The sequence below is a fragment of the Aurantimonas sp. A2-1-M11 genome, assembly GCF_036549475.1.
Lineage (GTDB): Bacteria > Pseudomonadota > Alphaproteobacteria > Rhizobiales > Rhizobiaceae > Aurantimonas.
Genome location: NZ_JAZHLI010000009.1, coordinates 26,683 through 43,046, shown reverse-complemented (window position 1 = coordinate 43,046; position 16,364 = coordinate 26,683). Strand labels below are relative to the sequence as shown.

16 protein-coding genes are annotated in these 16,364 nt (G+C 65.5%); 7 read left to right on the top strand and 9 right to left on the bottom strand.

The features are described 5' to 3' along the window. Positions 1-2: 2 nt before the first annotated feature. From eutC to VQ042_RS06210, 4 genes are read right to left on the bottom strand one after another with little or no spacing between them, the layout of a single operon-like run. Positions 3-995: an ectoine utilization protein EutC gene (gene eutC, locus VQ042_RS06225; protein WP_331816681.1), complete on the bottom strand. Its 993-nt coding sequence runs from the start codon at positions 993-995 to the stop codon at positions 3-5. Continuing rightward, positions 995-1,981, bottom strand: coding sequence for a hydroxyectoine utilization dehydratase EutB (eutB, locus tag VQ042_RS06220; RefSeq protein ID WP_331816680.1), 987 nt, complete (start codon positions 1,979-1,981; stop codon positions 995-997). Before eutB ends, eutC begins: the two co-directional genes overlap by 1 nt. 4 nt (positions 1,982-1,985) lie before the next feature. Beyond that, positions 1,986-2,762 (bottom strand): ectoine utilization protein EutA, encoded by a 777-nt coding sequence (gene eutA, locus VQ042_RS06215; protein ID WP_331816679.1) that lies wholly within the window; start codon positions 2,760-2,762, stop codon positions 1,986-1,988. Positions 2,763-2,773: 11 nt separating this feature from the next. Continuing rightward, positions 2,774-2,992 carry a hypothetical protein gene (locus VQ042_RS06210; protein WP_331816677.1) on the bottom strand — a complete coding sequence of 73 codons (219 nt, stop codon included), beginning with the start codon at positions 2,990-2,992 and terminating at the stop codon, positions 2,774-2,776. 381 nt (positions 2,993-3,373) lie between these two features. Here VQ042_RS06210 and VQ042_RS06205 point away from each other — a divergent pair, with 381 nt between their 5' ends. From VQ042_RS06205 to VQ042_RS06175, 7 genes are all read left to right on the top strand, one after another. Continuing rightward, on the top strand, positions 3,374-4,426 hold the full coding sequence (locus VQ042_RS06205; protein ID WP_331816675.1) for a TRAP transporter substrate-binding protein: 1,053 nt from the start codon (positions 3,374-3,376) through the stop codon (positions 4,424-4,426). Positions 4,427-4,533: 107 nt separating this feature from the next. Continuing rightward, a complete protein-coding gene (locus VQ042_RS06200; RefSeq protein WP_331816673.1) occupies positions 4,534-5,193 on the top strand; it encodes a TRAP transporter small permease in 660 nt (219 codons plus the stop codon). A gap of 63 nt (positions 5,194-5,256) precedes the next feature. Next, positions 5,257-6,534, top strand: a complete 1,278-nt coding sequence (locus VQ042_RS06195) for a TRAP transporter large permease (protein WP_331816672.1) — start codon at positions 5,257-5,259, stop codon at positions 6,532-6,534. A 55-nt stretch (positions 6,535-6,589) separates the two neighbouring features. Further along, entirely contained in the window at positions 6,590-7,033 is a 444-nt protein-coding gene (locus VQ042_RS06190) for a universal stress protein (protein WP_331816671.1), read from the top strand. A gap of 82 nt (positions 7,034-7,115) precedes the next feature. Beyond that, positions 7,116-7,610 carry an Lrp/AsnC family transcriptional regulator gene (locus VQ042_RS06185; RefSeq protein WP_331816669.1) on the top strand — a complete coding sequence of 165 codons (495 nt, stop codon included), beginning with the start codon at positions 7,116-7,118 and terminating at the stop codon, positions 7,608-7,610. A gap of 127 nt (positions 7,611-7,737) precedes the next feature. After that, positions 7,738-9,225 carry an NAD-dependent succinate-semialdehyde dehydrogenase gene (locus VQ042_RS06180; RefSeq protein WP_331816667.1) on the top strand — a complete coding sequence of 496 codons (1,488 nt, stop codon included), beginning with the start codon at positions 7,738-7,740 and terminating at the stop codon, positions 9,223-9,225. A 46-nt stretch (positions 9,226-9,271) separates the two neighbouring features. Beyond that, positions 9,272-10,654: an aspartate aminotransferase family protein gene (locus tag VQ042_RS06175; RefSeq protein ID WP_331816665.1), complete on the top strand. Its 1,383-nt coding sequence runs from the start codon at positions 9,272-9,274 to the stop codon at positions 10,652-10,654. 81 nt (positions 10,655-10,735) lie between these two features. Here VQ042_RS06175 and VQ042_RS06170 read toward each other — a convergent pair whose 3' ends face one another. The 5 genes from VQ042_RS06170 to VQ042_RS06150 form a co-directional block, all read right to left on the bottom strand. Further along, complete coding sequence (locus VQ042_RS06170; RefSeq protein WP_331816663.1) at positions 10,736-11,512, bottom strand: ABC transporter ATP-binding protein; 777 nt, start codon at positions 11,510-11,512, stop codon at positions 10,736-10,738. Continuing rightward, the gene (locus VQ042_RS06165; protein ID WP_331816661.1) at positions 11,509-12,264 is read right to left on the bottom strand and encodes an ABC transporter ATP-binding protein; all 756 of its coding nucleotides are present in this window, start codon (positions 12,262-12,264) and stop codon (positions 11,509-11,511) included. The genes VQ042_RS06170 and VQ042_RS06165 overlap by 4 nt, the downstream gene beginning before the upstream one ends. An 11-nt stretch (positions 12,265-12,275) precedes the next feature. After that, positions 12,276-13,400, bottom strand: a complete 1,125-nt coding sequence (locus tag VQ042_RS06160) for a branched-chain amino acid ABC transporter permease (protein ID WP_442880047.1) — start codon at positions 13,398-13,400, stop codon at positions 12,276-12,278. A gap of 96 nt (positions 13,401-13,496) precedes the next feature. Next, positions 13,497-14,510, bottom strand: a complete 1,014-nt coding sequence (locus tag VQ042_RS06155) for a branched-chain amino acid ABC transporter permease (RefSeq protein WP_331816659.1) — start codon at positions 14,508-14,510, stop codon at positions 13,497-13,499. Between the two features lie 180 nt (positions 14,511-14,690). Further along, positions 14,691-16,049, bottom strand: a complete 1,359-nt coding sequence (locus VQ042_RS06150) for a substrate-binding protein (protein ID WP_331816657.1) — start codon at positions 16,047-16,049, stop codon at positions 14,691-14,693. Between the last annotated feature and the right edge of the window lie 315 nt (positions 16,050-16,364).

Here is a 16,364-nt window from a genome sequence, read left to right as displayed (position 1 = left end):
GATCAGCTGGTAAAGAACGTGCCGGCGGAAGCGGCGACCGCCCGGTCGTTGGCCAGGGTCGCGATCGCGGTATCCTGGACGCCGGTGCCGGTGAGATCGCAGATCGTCAGCGCCTCGGGGGACGGGCGGCCCGGCGCGCGGCCGGCGACGATGGCGCCGAGTTCGGCGAAGGCCGCATCCTCCGCCACCGCACCGCTCTCGATCGCATGGTGCAGTTCGCCCAGCCGCCGGGTCTGGGCGAGGCTGTCGCCGACATAAAGGTCGGCCCTTGCGATGGCGGCCGGGTCCAGTTCGTTCTTGTGCTCGGCGTCGGAGCCCATGGCGGTGACGTGCTGGCCGGGGGCGAGCCAACCGGACATCAGGATCGGCCTCTCGGACGGCGTGGTCGTCACGATGATGTCGGCGCCGGCGACGGCGCGTTCACCGTCCCCGATCGCGGTCACCGGGATGCCGAGTTCGGCAGAGAGTTCGGCCGCCGCCGCATCGGCCTTGCCGGCATCGCGGGCCCAGATGCGGGCTTCGGCGATGGGTCGCACCAGGGTCAGCGCCGTCAACTGCAGCCGTGCCTGGACGCCGGCGCCGAAGATCGTCGCGATTGTCGAATCCGGCCGGCTGAGATGACGCGCCGCCACTGCGCCGGCCGCGGCGGTCCGCACGTCGGTGAGATAGCCGTTGTCGAGAAGCAGCGCCTCGACCAGACCGGTGGTGGAGGACAGGAATACCATCATGCCGTTGACGCTCGGCAGCCCGAGCTTGGGATTGTCGAAGAAGCCCGGGCTGATCTTGACGGCAAAGCCCGACAGCCCGGGAACATAGGCGGTCTTCACGTCGACTTCGCCATGATGCTCGGGAATGTCGAGCCGCAGGATCGGCGGCATCGCGACCGGCTTCGTTGCCAGCGACTCGAAGGCGCCCTCGACGGCGGCGATCGCCTCGAGATCGAGCGGCACCAGGCGGCGCAGTTCGGCTTCGGTGAGGATGCGCATCTGCGGCATCAGGCAGCCTCCTCCAGAGTGTCGGCCCCATTGAGGATGGCGCGGTGAAGCTGCATGTCGATGTTGCGGCCGGACAGCAGCGCGACGGTGGGCCCTTGCGGCCGTACCTTGCCCGCGAGGAGTGCCGCCATCCCGACGGCGGCACCGCCTTCCACGATCTCCCGCTCCTCGAAATAGGCGTGGCGGATACCGGCGGCGATCTCGGCCTCGTCGAGCAGCACCACCTCGTCGACGAGGCTGCGCACCGCTTCGAAGGTCCAGTCGTTGCCGAGGCCGATACCTCCGCCGAGGGAGTCGGCAAATGTCGGCAGTTCCTCGACCTCCACGGGATGTCCGGCGGCAAGGCTCGCCTGCATGGCCGCACCGCGGCGCATGGAGATGCCGACCACCCGGGCCCCAGGCCGTCGCCCCTTGACTGCGGCGGCGATGCCCGCGATCAGCCCGCCGCCGGAGAGCGGCACCAGCACGGTGTCGACGTCCGGCAGGTCGTCGACGATCTCGAGCCCGATCGTGCCTTGCCCGGCGACGATGGCCGGATGATCGAAGGGCGGCACATTGGCCATGCCCTCTTCGGCGACCAGCCGGTCGACCTCGACCTGCGCCTCGTCCTGGGAGCGGCCGACGATGCGGGTCTCCGCGCCGAGCGCCGCGATGGCGTCGAGCTTGTTGCGCGGGACCAGCGCCGACATGCAGACGATGCAGCGAACGCCCTCGGCGGCGGCCGCGTGGGCGAGCGCGCGCCCGTGGTTGCCGGTCGAGGCGGCGGTCACGCCTCTCGCGCGCTGGGCGGGCGTCAGTTGCAGCAGGGCGTTCGTCGCCCCGCGCAGCTTGAAGGCGCCGGTAATCTGCCGGTGCTCGTGCTTCAGATACACCGGCACGCCGGCGCGCACCGACAGGCTGGGCGAAGGATCGATCGGGGTGCGGCGTATGCGTCCGGCGATCCGCTCCGCTGCCGCCTCGATCTCGGAGAGCGTCACGATGCCCATGATCTCACGCGGCCGCGGGCAGGGGGAGGGCCATCAGGCCGCCGGCGTCCGGCCGGGCGGTGAGGGCACCGCAATGTCCCAGACAGGCCCATACCGTCGCCAGATTGCTGGTGACGACCGGCCGGCCGATTCGCGCCTCGATCTCGGGCACGGCGGCGGCCGAACGCAACGCCGTACAGGAGATGAACAGGGCTTCGGCGGACGGAGCAGTGGCGGCAACGGCGGCCTCCACGAGGCTGGCACGCGACATCCGCGCCATGTCGCCGTCATCCTCAATTTCGAGGCAGGTGAAGTTTTCCAGCGTGAAGCCGGCCTCGAGGAAATAGTCGGCCATCAGCTCGCCCACCGGCACGACATAGGGGGTCAGAACGCTGATTTTCTGCGCGTTCAAAGCGCGCAGGGCCATGGCGGCGGCAGCGGGCGGCGTGACCACTGCGGCCCCGGGTTTGGACGCATGGATGGCGGCGGCAATCTCGGCATCGCCAATCAACACCGAGCCGGACGTGCAGGAAAAGCAGATGACGTCGAAATCCTCGCCGGGCAGCAGAAGGCTGGCGGCAGCAGCGAGCCGCGGCTTCATCGCCCGCAGATTGTCCGTCGTCGTCGGGTTGGCGAATTCGATGCGCGTGCCGAAGACGTTGATCCGGTCCGATGCGACCATCCGGCAGAAATCCGCTTCGGTGGACTGGTCGGTGGCCAGAAGGATGAGTCCGACGCGTCGCTCGCAGGCACGCTCGTCCAGCAGAATGGGCAGGTCGGAGGTGGAAATGGCGGCACTCATGACTGGGTCTTTCAACAGGCAAAATAAATATTTGCCGCCGCATCCTCACGCTCGCTGCGAGCTGTGTCAGGTGAACGAATGGCGATGCCGAGGAGTATGGCCCCGCGACGGCACGATCCGCGAGAGGCGCATTTCCATTCATCGGCGTCAACCCTGAGATCGTCCGCAAGCCGCCGCTTGAGAGCTGAAATGATCACGATATGTGCATGCCCGGCAATTAGGCGATCCATCCTTTTTCCCGGGTTCGCAAAGGGGATTCTGCTGCCGTCGCCGATGCATTGCGGAGATCGCTCGCTCGACAGCCAGCAACAATATTTGCAAGCTGATCTTGCATGGATGGCAGGGTGCGAACGTTGACTGACGGTTCTCGATGTGCAGGCTTAGGCTCCTCTGAAGCAGGAGCCGAGCGCTTCTCGGTGGTTCGTCGTTTGCGGACCCTATGTATTGCGAACGAATATCGAGGATCGAGCGATCTCAGCCACGATCATCCTGATATCCATTGACGAACGTCGGGCGCCGACGGTTTTTCGTCGGCTACGCTTTCCCTGCTGATTTCGAAGACTATGGTTTGTTGACCTCCTGTCGCTGAACCGAGAAACGGAGACCTATTCATGTCCAACCTGTCGAACACCCGCCGCCGCAATCTGCTGGCTAAGACGCTAGCTGCCACGACGGCCTTGACCCTGATGGCCGGACCGGCCTTCGCCGCCGAATGGAAATACGCCATCGAGGAAGCGCTTGATGAGGTTCAGGGCGTCTACGCCCAGAAGTTTAAGGAGCATATCGAGGCCAATTCCGACCACACGGTCGCGATCTTCCCGTTTGGCACGCTCGGTGAGTCCGCCGACACGACCGAACTGGCGCAGATGGGCGCCATCCAGTTCGTCGATGCCTCGCCCGGCTTCACCGGCAGCCTGATCCCGGAGCTGCAGGTCTTCCTGATGCCGTACGTTCTGCCGGAAGACCCCGAAGTGCTGGCGGATTTCTACAAGACTTCGCCCACGATCAACGAGGATCTGGCAGAGCTCTACGAAGCGCAAAACCTGCACCTGATCGACATGTTCCCGGAGGGCGAGGTCGTGATGACGACCAAGGAGCCGGTGACGTCGCCGGCCGATCTGGATGGCGTCAAGTTCCGAGTCATGACGACGCCTCTTCTGGTCGAGACCTACAACGCCTTCGGTGCGACGGCCACACCGCTGCCCTGGGGCGAGACCTTCAGCGGCCTGCAGCTGAACATGATCCAGGGACAGGAAAACCCGATGTTCTTTGTGGAATCCACGAAGATGTACGAGGTGACCGACCATATCACTTTCACCGGCCACAACACCTTCACGACGGCCGTGGCCGCGAACGAAAGCTTCTATGAAGCCCTTTCTGACGAGGAGAAGCAGCTGGTCTCGGACGCGGCCGATGCTGCCTACGATTACATCATCGATTACCAGAAGGGTCTCGAGGAAGAATCGCTGGCCAAGATCATGGAGGCCAAGCCGAGCATGACGGTGACGCGCCTGACGGACGAGCAGCGTGCGCCGTTCCGTGAAGCCGCTGAGAAGGTGCGCGACAAGTATGTCGAAATGACCGGCGAAAGCGGCAAGGCGGTCCTGGAAGGTTTCGAGGCCGACATCAAGGCGTCGCAGGAGCGTGTCGGCCAGAGCGGCTGACCAGGCCAGACCCAACCGGCAGCCTCTGGCTGCCGGTCGCCAGATGTTGCTGCCTCGCTATCTGTGTGCGCGGCAGCCTGTGCAAGGCGCCATAGGATGGAACGCCGATGACCCGACCCGACCCGTCGACCGACCCGGACGCCCCCGCCGAAAGCATGGGCGGGCCAAGGGTTTCCGAGGCAGCTGCGACGACGACGGCGGAGGCGCCGGCCAGCGCTTTTTCCGGCGTGCTGCGGCCCTTCCAGGTGCTCGATCGGTCCATTGCCGCGCTGGAATCGGTGATCCTGACGGCCGGCATCCTGATGATGGCGGTGAATTCCGTTGCCAACGTTCTCGGGCGCTTCGTGTTCGGACGCAGCCTCTATTTCGCCCAGGAACTCAACCAGTTCCTTGTCATCCTCGTGACTTTCGCGGGGATCGGCTTCGCCGCCCGGCACGGGCGCCATATCCGCATGTCGGCGATCTATGACGAACTGCCCGATCCGCTGCGCCGTGCCTTGATGATCATCATCTGCCTGGTGACGGCAGCGTCGATGTTCATTCTCGCCTGGTTCTCCTGGGATTACGTCGTCAGCGTCTTCGACACCGGTCGGATTTCGCCGGTGCTGCGCCTGCCGATCTATCTCACGCTGGTCTGGCTGCCGCTCGGCTTCGTGATCACCGGAATCCAGTATCTCCTGACCGCTCTGGCCAATCTGACGCGGCCGGAAATCTACCTCTCAGTATCGGTGGTCGACACCTACGACGAGACCGAAACCCAGATCTGACGCCCGCCGCGCGTCGACCTGCCGAATACGCCGCCGCCGGGGCGCTCTGACAAGAGGAAATCCATGGCAACTGCGATGATCTCGACCATGGTGGTCCTCCTGCTCCTGGGGTTCCCCATGATGGTTCCGCTGATTGCGGCGACCCTTGTGGCCTTCTTCTTCTACCTGCCCATCGGTCCGGAGATCATGATCCAGCAGATGGTGGCCGGAATTCGGCCGGCCGCGCTGATAGCCGTCCCGATGTTCATCCTGGCCGCGGACATCATCACCAAGGGCCATTCGGCCGACCGGCTGATCGACATGATCATGCGCTTCGTCGGCCACATGCGCGGCGGCCTGGGCGTCGCCACAGCGATGAGCTGCACGCTGTTCGGCGCGGTGTCGGGCTCGACGCAGGCGACCGTCGTCGCCGTTGGTGGTCCGTTGCGGCCGCGCATGCTGAAGGCCGGCTACAGCGACAGCTTCACGCTGGCGCTGATCATCAATTCCTCCGACATCGCGATGCTGATCCCGCCCTCGATCGCCATGATCATCTACGGCGTCGTCTCGGGCACCTCGATCTCCGAGCTCTTCATCGCCGGCGTCGGGCCGGGCCTGCTCATCCTCGTCCTGTTCTCGATCTACGCCATCATCTACGCGCGCATGCACGATCTGGAGACCGAGCCGAAATCGACCTGGAAAGAGCGGGGCTCGTCCATGGTATCCGCGATCTGGCCGCTCGGCTTCCCGGTGATCGTCGTTGGCGGCATCTATGGCGGGATCTTCAGCCCGACCGAGGCGGCCTCGGTCTGCGTCGGCTACGCGCTGCTTTTGGAAATGGTGATCTTCCGTTCGCTGAAGGTCAGCGACATTTTCGACGTCGCCAAGTCGACCGGCCTGATCACGGCCGTGGTCTTCATCCTGGTCGCGGCCGGCGCGGCGTTCTCGTGGGTGATCTCCTTTCAGCAGATCCCGCAGGCGATCCTGGGGGCCATCGGCCTGACGGAGGCCGGCCCCACGGGCGTCCTGATCGCGATCTCCATCGCCTTCTTCGTCGGTTGCATGTTCGTCGACCCGATCGTCGTGATCCTAGTGCTGGTGCCGATCTTCGCGCCCCTCGTCTCCGGTCTCGGGCTTGACCCGGTGCTGGTCGGCGTGATCATCACGCTACAGGTTGCGATCGGGTCGGCCACGCCACCCTTCGGCTGCGATATCTTCACGGCGATAGCGATCTTCAAACGACCCTACATCGAGGTGATCCGCGGCACGCCGCCCTTCATCATCATCCTGCTTCTCGTCAGCGCCCTGCTGATCGCGTGGCCGCCGCTGGCGCTGTTCCTGCGCGACCTGGCCTTCCGCTAGGCCGGCGGGGCCGGGCGCCCGGCGAAACGTCCCGAACCGCTCCCGGAGGCGATGCATGTACAAGACGGTTCTCGTGCCGGTGGACGGCTCCCCCATGGCGACGCGCGCCCTCGACGTGGCCGCCGAGCTATGCCGGACCTTCGGCGCGCACCTGATCACGCTGTGCGTCTATCGCCACCACTCGCCGCTGGAAGCCTCGCTCTCGATGGTCCGCGTCAAGCAACTGGCCGACCGACCCGACGATTCCCTGAAGACCTATGCCAGCGAGATCGCCGCTGCAGCAAAGGCGCGGGCGCTCGAATCCGGCGTCGAGAGCGTCACCGCCTATGCCAAGCGCGGCCAGCCGTCCCGCGCCATCGTCGGCTTCGCCAAGCAGCATGATTGCGACCTCATCGTGCTCGGCGCGCGCGGCAATGGCGACATCGAGGGGTTCCTGCTGGGTTCGGTGTCCCACAAGGTTGCTTCGCTTGCCCCCCAGCATTGCCTGATCGTGCGCTAGCGGCCTCGCACTGGGCGGTGGACGTCGGCCGAACCGGCAGTCTATTGAAGTGGATCGACGCCATTTCGAGCCAGGACACGCCATGCCACCGGGCCGCATCAAGCTGGACGACCGCGATATCAAGATCCTGACCATCCTCCAGTCGGAGGGCCGGATTCCGAAGGCGACGCTGGCCGAGCGCGTGAACCTGTCTCCGACGCCCTGCTGGGAGCGGCTGAACCGGCTGGAAGAGGCCGGGATCATCGAGGGCTACGGCGCCCAGATCGCCGAGAGCGCCTATGGCCCGCTGACGGTCCTGTTCGTGATGATGGAGATCGAGAGCCACCGGACGGAGGATTTTGCCGCCTTCGAGGCCGCGATCCGCGACGTGCCGGAGATCGTCGAGTGCTTCTCCGTTTCGGGCGGCTTCGACTATCTCTGCAAGTTCGTGACGCGCGACCTGGCGAGCTACCAGGCGATCATCGACCAGCTCCTGTCCAACGGCGCCGGGGTCAAGCGCTATTTCAGCTACCCGGTCATGACGCCGATCAAGAAGGCGCCGATCCCCATCCAGATGATCGCGGATTCGGCGCGCTGAGCGCCAGGCGACGAGCCATCGCCGCAAGGCGCTTCTGGCAGGAGAGAATTCGCTTCCCGACCCGATCTATGGCCGACGTCTCGCCTGCAAAGCCGATAGCGTTCTTCTGACGGAACAGGAGAGCGCCATGTCTGCAGCGATACGCCATCTCGACACCCTTCATCCCTTGGCAGCGCTGGACGACGCGGCGCTGTTCGTCCAGGCCGCCCATGTCGACGGGCGCTGGATCACCGCCGACGCGACCGTCACGGTGACCGATCCGGCGACCGGCGAGAAGCTGGGCACCGTGCCGGCCCTCGATGCGGCCGACACTAGCCGGGCGATCGATGCCGCCGAGCGCGCGCTGCCGGCCTGGCGGGCGCTGCTGCCCCAGGACAAGGCGCGGATCCTGAAGCGCTGGAACGATCTCATTCTCGGCGCGCGCGAGGATCTGGCGCTGCTGATGACGCTGGAGCAGGGCAAGCCGCTGGCCGAATCTCGCGGCGAGATCGACTACGCCGCCTCCTTCGTCGACTATTATGCCGAGGAAGCCCGCCGCATCGCCGTCGAAAGCCTGACGAGCCACCTGCCGGGCGCGCAGATGACGCTCAGCCGCGTGCCGCTCGGCGTGGTCGGCCTCGTGACCCCCTGGAACTTCCCCGCCGCCATGCTGACGCGCAAGGCCGCGGCGGCGCTGGCCGCTGGCTGCACGATCGTCGCCCATCCCTCGTCGGAGACGCCATTCTCGGCCCTGGCGCTGGCGGCGCTGGCCGAGCGGGCAGGAATGCCGCGGGGCGTCTTCAACGTCGTGACGGGCGATGCGGCGACCATCGTCGGCCGCCTGTGCGAGGACAGCCGCGTTCGGGCGATGAGCTTCACCGGGTCGACCGAGATCGGCCGCCTGATCGCCGCGCAGGCGGCGCCAACCGTCAAGCGCCTGATCATGGAACTCGGCGGCCACGCGCCGCTGATCGTCTTCGCCGACAGCGACCTCGACCGGGCCGTCGACATCGCCATGGATGCCAAGTTTGCCACCTCCGGACAGGACTGCCTGGCCGCCAACCGCATCTATGTCGAACGGCCGATCTACGAGCAGTTCCTGGCTGACTACAGGGCGCGGATCGCGACTCTGACGGTCGGCTCGGGCCTGCGTCCGGGCACCGACATCGGACCGTTGATGCACGAGCGCGCCATCGCCAAGGTGGAGGCGCAGGTGCACGACGCCGTCGGCCGCGGGGCGCGCTGCCTCGTCGGTGGCGGACGTGATGCGGCCGGGCCGCTGTTCTACCGGCCGACCCTGCTGGCCGACGTGCCGCAGGACGCGCTGATCATGCGCGAGGAGACCTTCGGGCCAGTCGCCGCGGTCACGCCGTTCGACGCGGAGGACGAGGTTCTCGCCCGCGCCAACGACACCGAATACGGCCTCGTCGCCTATCTCGTCACCCGCGATGGCGCCCGCATCGCCCGCATGACGGCGGCGCTCGAATACGGCATGGTCGCCGTCAACCGCGTCAAGATCACCGGTGCGCCGATCCCGTTCGGCGGCGTCAAGCAGTCGGGCATGGGACGGGAAGGGGCTCGTCACGGCCTCGAAGCCTTCACCGACCTCAAATATGTCTGCCAGGATATCGGCTGATCGCTGCCTTCGACAGACCCGCATTCAGTCAGGAAAGGAGCAGACGATGCTCGACCGCAACAATGAACTCGCCGCCTTCGACCGCGATCATTTCTTCCATCCGTCGACCCATATGGGCATGCATGCCCGCGGCGAGACGCCGACCCGGGTCATCGCCGGCGGCAAGGGCGCGACCATCGTCGATGTCAACGGCAAGGAGAGCCTCGACGCCTTCGCCGGCCTCTATTGCGTCAATGTCGGCTACGGCCAGACCGAGATCGCCGACGCGATCGCGGCCCAGGCTCACAGGCTGCCCTACTACCACGCCTATGTCGGCCACGGCTCCGAGCCGTCGATCCAACTGGCCAAGATGATCATCGATCGCGCGCCCGATCACATGAGCCGGGTCTATTTCGGCCTGTCGGGATCGGACGCCAACGAGACCAACATCAAGCTGATCTGGTACTACAACAACATTCTCGGCCGTCCCGGGAAGAAGAAGATCATCTCGCGCTGGCGCGGCTATCACGGCTCCGGCGTGATGACCGGCTCGCTCACCGGCCTGAAGCTGTTCCACAACGCCTTCGACCTGCCGCGCGCGCCGATCCTGCATACCGAGGCGCCATATTATTTCCGCCGCGAGGACCGCTCGATGAGCGAGGAGCAGTTCTCGCAGCATTGCGCCGACAAGCTGGAGGAGATGATCCTCGCCGAAGGTCCCGACACGGTGGCGGCCTTCATCGGCGAGCCGATCCTGGGCACCGGCGGTATTGTCCCGCCGCCCGCCGTCTACTGGGAGAAGATCCAGGCGGTCCTGGCAAAATACGACATCCTTATGGTCGCCGACGAGGTGGTCACCGGCTTCGGGCGCCTCGGCACGATGTTCGGCTCCGAGCATTACGGCATCAAGCCGGACATCATCACCATCGCCAAGGGCCTGACCTCGGCCTATGCGCCGCTGTCGGGCAGCATCATCTCGGACAAGGTCTGGGAAGTGCTGGTTCGCGGCTCCGACGAGATGGGGGCGATCGGCCATGGCTGGACCTATTCGGCCCACCCGCTCTGCTCGGCGGCCGGCGTCGCCAATCTCGAACTGATCGACAAGCTCGACCTGGTCGAAAATGCCGGCACGGTGGGCGCGCATTTCCGCAAGGGGCTGACCGACGCGCTGGCGGGCCATGCCAATGTCGGCGACGTGCGCGGCGACGGCCTGATGGCGGCGGTCGAGTTCGTGGCGGACAAGGACGACCGCAAATTCTTCGACCCGTCACAGAAGGTCGGCCCGCAGATCGCCGCCGCCCTCCTGGAGCGCGGCGTCATCGGCCGTGCCATGCCGGAAGGCGACATCCTGGGCTTCGCCCCGCCCTTCGTCCTGACCCGCGAGGAGGCCGACATCATCGTCGCGCGCACCGCCGATGCCGTGGATGCAGTGATGGCCAGCCTCGGCTGATCGCTGCCTTTGCCACGACAAACCAGAAAGCGCCCGGCGGTGACGCCGGGCGCTTTCTGTTGTCTGCGGGACGGATGCGGGTCAGACGGCGAGATATTGCAGCCGCATGTCCTTGTCGTCGATGATCTGCTGGGCGGTGCCGTCGAAGACGATCTCGCCCATTTCCAGGATGATCGCGCGGTCGGCCAGATGCAGGGCCGCGATGGCGTTCTGCTCGACCAGGATCGTGGTGATGCCGAGCTGCTTGATCTCTTCCAGGATCCGCTCGATTTCCTGCACGATGACCGGGGCGAGGCCCTCATAGGGCTCGTCCAGCAGGAGGAGCTTCACCTCGCGGGCAAGGGCGCGGGCGACCGCCAGCATCTGCTGTTCGCCGCCCGACATGGTGATGCCGTCTTGGTTGCGCCGCTCCGCCAGCCGCGGGAAATGCTCGTAGATCCGCTCCAGCGTCCAGCCGACGGGCGGCTCGATCTGGGCGAGCTTGAGATTCTCCTCGACCGTCAGGCCGGCGATGATCCGCCGATCCTCGGGAACGAGCTGGACGCCGAGACGCGCAGCCTCGAAGTTCTGCATGGTGTGCAGTGGCTGCCCGTCGAGCCAGAGCTCGCCGTGCTTGAGATGCGGCGACCCGGCGCGCGCGATGGTGCGCAACGTCGAGGTCTTGCCGGCGCCATTACGGCCGAGAAGGGCGACGATCTCGCCCTCGCGCACCTCGAAGGAGACGCCCTGCACGATGTAGCTCTCCCCGTAATAGGCGTGCAGGTCGCGGGCCGCGAAGAAGGGCTGGCCACCGGTCCGGACCGTCTCGGCCGGCGCGCTCCTGCTGTGCGGCCGGGCGGTGTCGATCGTCTGGCTCATAGGTGGGCTCCCCCGAGATAGGCTTCCTGCACGCGCGGATCGGACTTGATCGCCTCGGGCGTTCCCTCGGCGATCACGGTGCCCTGCGCCATCACGCTGACGGTGGAGGCGAGTGAGAACACGACGTGCATGTCGTGCTCGATGATCACCTTGGTGATGCCGCGCTTGGCAATCTTCTTCAGAAGATCGACAGTGTTGTTGGTGTCGGCCCGCGACATGCCGGCGGTCGGCTCGTCCAGCAGCAGGAGCTTGGGTCGCTGGACGAGGCACATGGCCAGTTCCAGCCGCCGCTTGTCGCCGCGTGACATGGAATCCACCCGCTGGTTGCGCTGGGCGGTGAGGTTGAGGTCTTCGAGAATCTCCTCGGCTTCCTCCAAAACGACGCGCCGGTCGTTGGCGCGTCCCCACAGATTGATTTTGAAGGCCCCGTCCTTGCGCGCGAAGGCCGGGATCATGACATTTTCCATCACCGTCAGTTCGGCGAAGGTCTCCGGCGTCTGGAAGACCCGCGCGATGCCGGCCTGGTTGATCTGGTGGGGACTGTGCCCCAGCAGTGGCGCACCGTCGAACTCGACGGTGCCCTCATCCGGTACGAGGCGGCCGACGAGGGTGTTGAGCAGGGTCGACTTGCCGGCACCGTTCGGCCCGATGATCGCGTGGACCGTGCCTTCCTTGACCCGCAGATTGACGTCGTCGAGGGCCTTGAGGCCGCCGAAGCGCTTGCTGACGCCGTTGATGGTGAGAATGTCCATGTCGGCTCTCTCTAGTCCTTCGCGCGGGCATGGGCCGCGTCGGTCTCGTCCGCCGTCTTCGGCTTGCGGACCATGCCACCGATGCGGCGTAGCCCCTCCATGATGCCGCCGGGCAGGAAGATGACGATGACCATGAACAGCAGGCCAAGCGTCAGGTGCCATCCCTCGCCGACGAATGGGCTGGTGATCTCGACCGCGATGGTCTGGGCCAGCTCCGGCAGGAAGTCGAAGGTCCGGTAGAGGAAGCTATCGTTGAAGGACGAGAAGATCTGCTCGAGATATTTCATCACCGCCGCCCCGATGACCGGGCCGAGCAGGGTGCCTACGCCACCGAGGATCGTCATCAGCACGACCTCGCCGGACGCCGTCCACTGCATCCGGTCGGCGCCGGCCAGCGGGTCCGTCACCGCCAGCAGACCACCGGCCAGGCCGGCATACATGCCGGAGATGACGAAGGCGGTCAGCAGGTAGGGCCGCGAGGCAAAACCGGTGTAGCCCATGCGGTTCTGGTTCGACTTGATGGCGAAGAGCATCATGCCGAAGGTCGAATTGCGGATCCTGAGCGCCAGGAAGAACCCGAGGATCAGCAAGATCGCGCAGAAATAGAAGCCCGGATAGCCCTGCAGCTCGATGCCGAAGAAGTTCGGCGTCGGCAGGCTCGCGCCGGCCTCGCCGAGGGCGCGGTCGATCAGCCGCGGATCGGACCGCGAGATCTGCAGCCCCGTCTCGCCATTGGTGATCGGTGTCAGCACCGAATAGGCGAGATTGTACGACATCTGGGCGAACGCCAGGGTCAGGATCGAGAAGTAGATGCCGGACCGGCGCAGGCAGATATAGCCGATGGCCAGCGCGAAGATGCCGGCCACGATGATCGCGAAGGGAATCGCGAAGATCGCGTTCATCGACAGGAGCTTGAACATCCATACGGCGGCGTAGGAACCGGTGCCCAGGAAGGCCGCGTGGCCGAAGGACAGATAGCCGGAGAAGCCGAAGAGGATGTTGAAGCCGATCGCGAAGATGCCGAAGATCGCGAATTTCTGCAGGATGTCCGGGTAGCCGGCGCCGATCGGCGCCAGCCAGATCGGCATGGTCAGGACGGCCGCCGCGAAGATCGCGGTGAAGGCGTAGTCGCCCATCGTTGTCGCGAAGAACGGCCGGCTGTCCCGGGTCCGCGGGGAGGTCTCGTGCGGCGTGCCGCCGAGATCGGTCGAGGTGATGGCGCTGTTCATCGATCAGGCCTCCATGACGCCCTTGCGGCCCATCAGACCCCGCGGGCGAACCAGCAGGACGACGACGGCGACAAGGTAGATGATGATCTGGTCGATGCCCGGCAGGATATCCTTGATCTCGGTCATCGAGGAGAAGGACTGCAGGATCCCGAGGAGGAAGCCGGCGACAACCGCACCTCCCAGCGAACCCATGCCGCCGACCACGACGACCACGAAGGACAGCACTAGGAAGTCCATGCCAAGATGGTAGCTGGGCGACAGGATCGGCGTGTACATGACGCCTGCAAGGCCCGCGACGACGGCGGCCAGGCCGAATACGATGGAGAACTTGCGGCCGATATTGATGCCGAGCAGGCCGACGGTCTCGCGGTCCGCCATGCCGGCGCGCACCACCATGCCGAAGGTGGTCAGCTGCAGAAAGGCGAAGACCGCGCCGATGACGGCCAGCGAGAACAGGAAGTAGACGATGCGCCACATCGGATAGCTGATGCCGGTGACACCGAACCACTGGCCAACATCGGCACTGCCGGCAAAGGCCGGGGGCGCGGTCATCGGGATCGGGTTGGCACCGAAATAATGCTTGACGATTTCCTGCAGCACGATGGCGAGACCGAAGGTGACCAGGATCTGCTCGGCGTGGCTGCGCTTGTAGAAGAAGCGGATCAGCCCGCGTTCCATCGCCAGTCCGACCAGCAGCATGAAGGGGATCGCGAAGAGGATCGACAGCGGCACCGACCAGTCGAGGATCGTGCGGCCGGTCTCGCCGAACCAGATCTCCAGATACGGGATCTCCTTATAGGCCTCGAAGAAGGTGACGCTCTCGTCGCGGACGCGTTGCGAGATCGACAGCACCATCGAGAAGGACACGGCGCAGAACGCGCCGAGCATGAAGAGGGCGCCGTGGGCGAAATTCACCACCCCCAGCGTGCCGAAGATCAGGGTCAGGCCGAGGGCGATGAGCGCATAGGCCCCGCCCTTGTCGAGACCGTTCAGGATCTGAAGAATGATGGCGTCCATGTGCCCTGTGGTCGCTCCTGGCGTTGCCGCTTGGATTGTCGGGGAGCGCAGCCCCGACCCGCGGCATTTCTGTTGCCTTGCGTCGCCGTGGCCCTCGGGGTCGGCGCGCATCGTTCCGGTGTCTGCGATGCTGGACCGGCCGCCGGAATGTGTGCCGGCGGCCGGTTGGTCAGCGACGGATCAGCACTGCTTGGCGTCGTAGGGACCCAGTTCGCCACCGAAGATCGATGGGTCGTAGGTCACGTCGGCGCGCGGGACGACCTTGACGATATCCATCAGGTCGAACTGGTTGGTCGGCTCCTGCTTGCCGCGAACGACCAGCACGTCCTTGAAGCACTGGTGATCGTCGGCGCGGTAGAGCGTCGGACCATTGCCCATGCCGTCGAACTCGAAGCCTTCCAGCGCCTTGATCAGCTCCGGCGGATAGAAGGTGCCGGCGGTCTCTGCCGCGTTGGCATAGAGCAGCGTCTGGACGTAGCAGGTATGGGCGGCCTGCGACGGCGGGCTGCCGAATTCCTCGCCGAACGACTTGGCAAACGCCTGGGTAGCGGCGTTGTCGAGCTTCCAGTCCCAGTTGGCGGTGCCCAGGATGCCCTTCACGGCCTCGCCGGCGCCCTGCGCCATGAGTTCCGAGAACAGCGGCACGACGATCTGGAAGTCCTTGCCGTTGGCCTGCTTGGAACGCATGTCGAACTGCGTGACGGCCTGGCGCAGCGAGTTGACCATGTCGCCGCCGTAATGATTCAGGATCAGAACGTCGGCACCCGAATTCAGGACCGGCGTCAGATACTGCGAGAAATCGCCGGCGCCGAGCGGGGTGCGCACGGCTTCCACCGTCTCCCAGCCGAGCGCCTCGGTGGCGTTCTTAATCGATTCTTCCTGGGTCCAGCCCCAGGTGTAGTCGGCGGTGAGGTGATAGGCGCGGCGGTCCGTGCCGTACTCCTCGGCCAGGATCGGTCCGAGCGCCTCGCCGGACATATAGGCGTTGAAGAAGTGGCGGAAGCCGTAGCGCCGCTTGTCCTTGCCGGTGGTGTCGTTGGAATGGGTCAGGCCGGCCATGAACAACACGCCCATGTCCTGGCACAGGGACTGCACGGCCACGGCGACGCCCGAGGACGAGCCGCCGGAGATCATGATGGCCTTGTCGGCCTCGATCATGCGCTTGGCCGAGGCGCGCGCCGCGTCGGACTTGGTCTGGGTGTCGCCGGTCACGAAGGCGACCTTCTTGCCCAGGATGCCGTTGCCCTTGAGGTTGGACGGCTGCATCGTCGACAGCATGCCGCCGTCGCCTTCGCCGTTCAGGTGCTTGACCGCCAGCTGGAAGGCGCGCAGCTCGTCCGCACCCTCGTCCGCATACGGACCGGACTGCGGAACGTTGAAGCCGAGCGTCACCGTACTACCGGACGGGTTGTTGCAGAACGCCTGATCCTGTGCCCAGGCCCCGCGCGTGAAGACATGCGGCATGGCGAGACCGGCTGTGATGCCGGCGCCGGTCGTCAGCAGTCGACGACGGGTCCATCCGTCCTTGTAAAATGCCATTGGTCACCTCCCGATTATTCCCATTCCGACCGTAGCGGCAGACGACACGACGTATCGACCCCTTGCCATCCTCCCGGCCGGATGACGCGTATCGTCCACGAGTGCGGCGGTTTCGACTATAGTACTTTCGGATGAACCGGCCGCGACGTCTCCGTTATATTGCCCTGCGTCACGGAAAGATGGCGAAATATTGCATTGCAGCAATATCATTCTGCGCCCGAACTGGAGGTTTGCTGCCAGCGGCGGGTAGCGGCTGCCGCGATTCCGCGGCGCGCCTGCTGCCGCCATGATCGCGGTCATGCGAGTTGACCTTCG

Bases quoted from the DNA above. Each gene is read 5' to 3' on its own strand.
- VQ042_RS06155 (WP_331816659.1), bottom strand. From the start codon at position 14,510: ATGGACGCCATCATTCTTCAGATCCTGAACGGTCTCGACAAGGGCGGG.
- VQ042_RS06180 (WP_331816667.1), top strand. From the start codon at position 7,738: ATGTCTGCAGCGATACGCCATCTCGACACCCTTCATCCCTTGGCAGCG.
- VQ042_RS06165 (WP_331816661.1), bottom strand. From the start codon at position 12,264: ATGGACATTCTCACCATCAACGGCGTCAGCAAGCGCTTCGGCGGCCTC.
- VQ042_RS06210 (WP_331816677.1), bottom strand. From the start codon at position 2,992: ATGGATCGCCTAATTGCCGGGCATGCACATATCGTGATCATTTCAGCT.
- VQ042_RS06205 (WP_331816675.1), top strand. From the start codon at position 3,374: ATGTCCAACCTGTCGAACACCCGCCGCCGCAATCTGCTGGCTAAGACG.
- VQ042_RS06185 (WP_331816669.1), top strand. From the start codon at position 7,116: ATGCCACCGGGCCGCATCAAGCTGGACGACCGCGATATCAAGATCCTG.
- VQ042_RS06160 (WP_442880047.1), bottom strand. From the start codon at position 13,400: ATGGGCGACTACGCCTTCACCGCGATCTTCGCGGCGGCCGTCCTGACC.
- VQ042_RS06195 (WP_331816672.1), top strand. From the start codon at position 5,257: ATGGCAACTGCGATGATCTCGACCATGGTGGTCCTCCTGCTCCTGGGG.
- eutB (WP_331816680.1), bottom strand. From the start codon at position 1,981: ATGGGCATCGTGACGCTCTCCGAGATCGAGGCGGCAGCGGAGCGGATC.
- VQ042_RS06170 (WP_331816663.1), bottom strand. From the start codon at position 11,512: ATGAGCCAGACGATCGACACCGCCCGGCCGCACAGCAGGAGCGCGCCG.
- VQ042_RS06200 (WP_331816673.1), top strand. From the start codon at position 4,534: ATGACCCGACCCGACCCGTCGACCGACCCGGACGCCCCCGCCGAAAGC.
- VQ042_RS06175 (WP_331816665.1), top strand. From the start codon at position 9,272: ATGCTCGACCGCAACAATGAACTCGCCGCCTTCGACCGCGATCATTTC.
- eutA (WP_331816679.1), bottom strand. From the start codon at position 2,762: ATGAGTGCCGCCATTTCCACCTCCGACCTGCCCATTCTGCTGGACGAG.
- eutC (WP_331816681.1), bottom strand. From the start codon at position 995: ATGCCGCAGATGCGCATCCTCACCGAAGCCGAACTGCGCCGCCTGGTG.
- VQ042_RS06190 (WP_331816671.1), top strand. From the start codon at position 6,590: ATGTACAAGACGGTTCTCGTGCCGGTGGACGGCTCCCCCATGGCGACG.
- VQ042_RS06150 (WP_331816657.1), bottom strand. From the start codon at position 16,049: ATGGCATTTTACAAGGACGGATGGACCCGTCGTCGACTGCTGACGACC.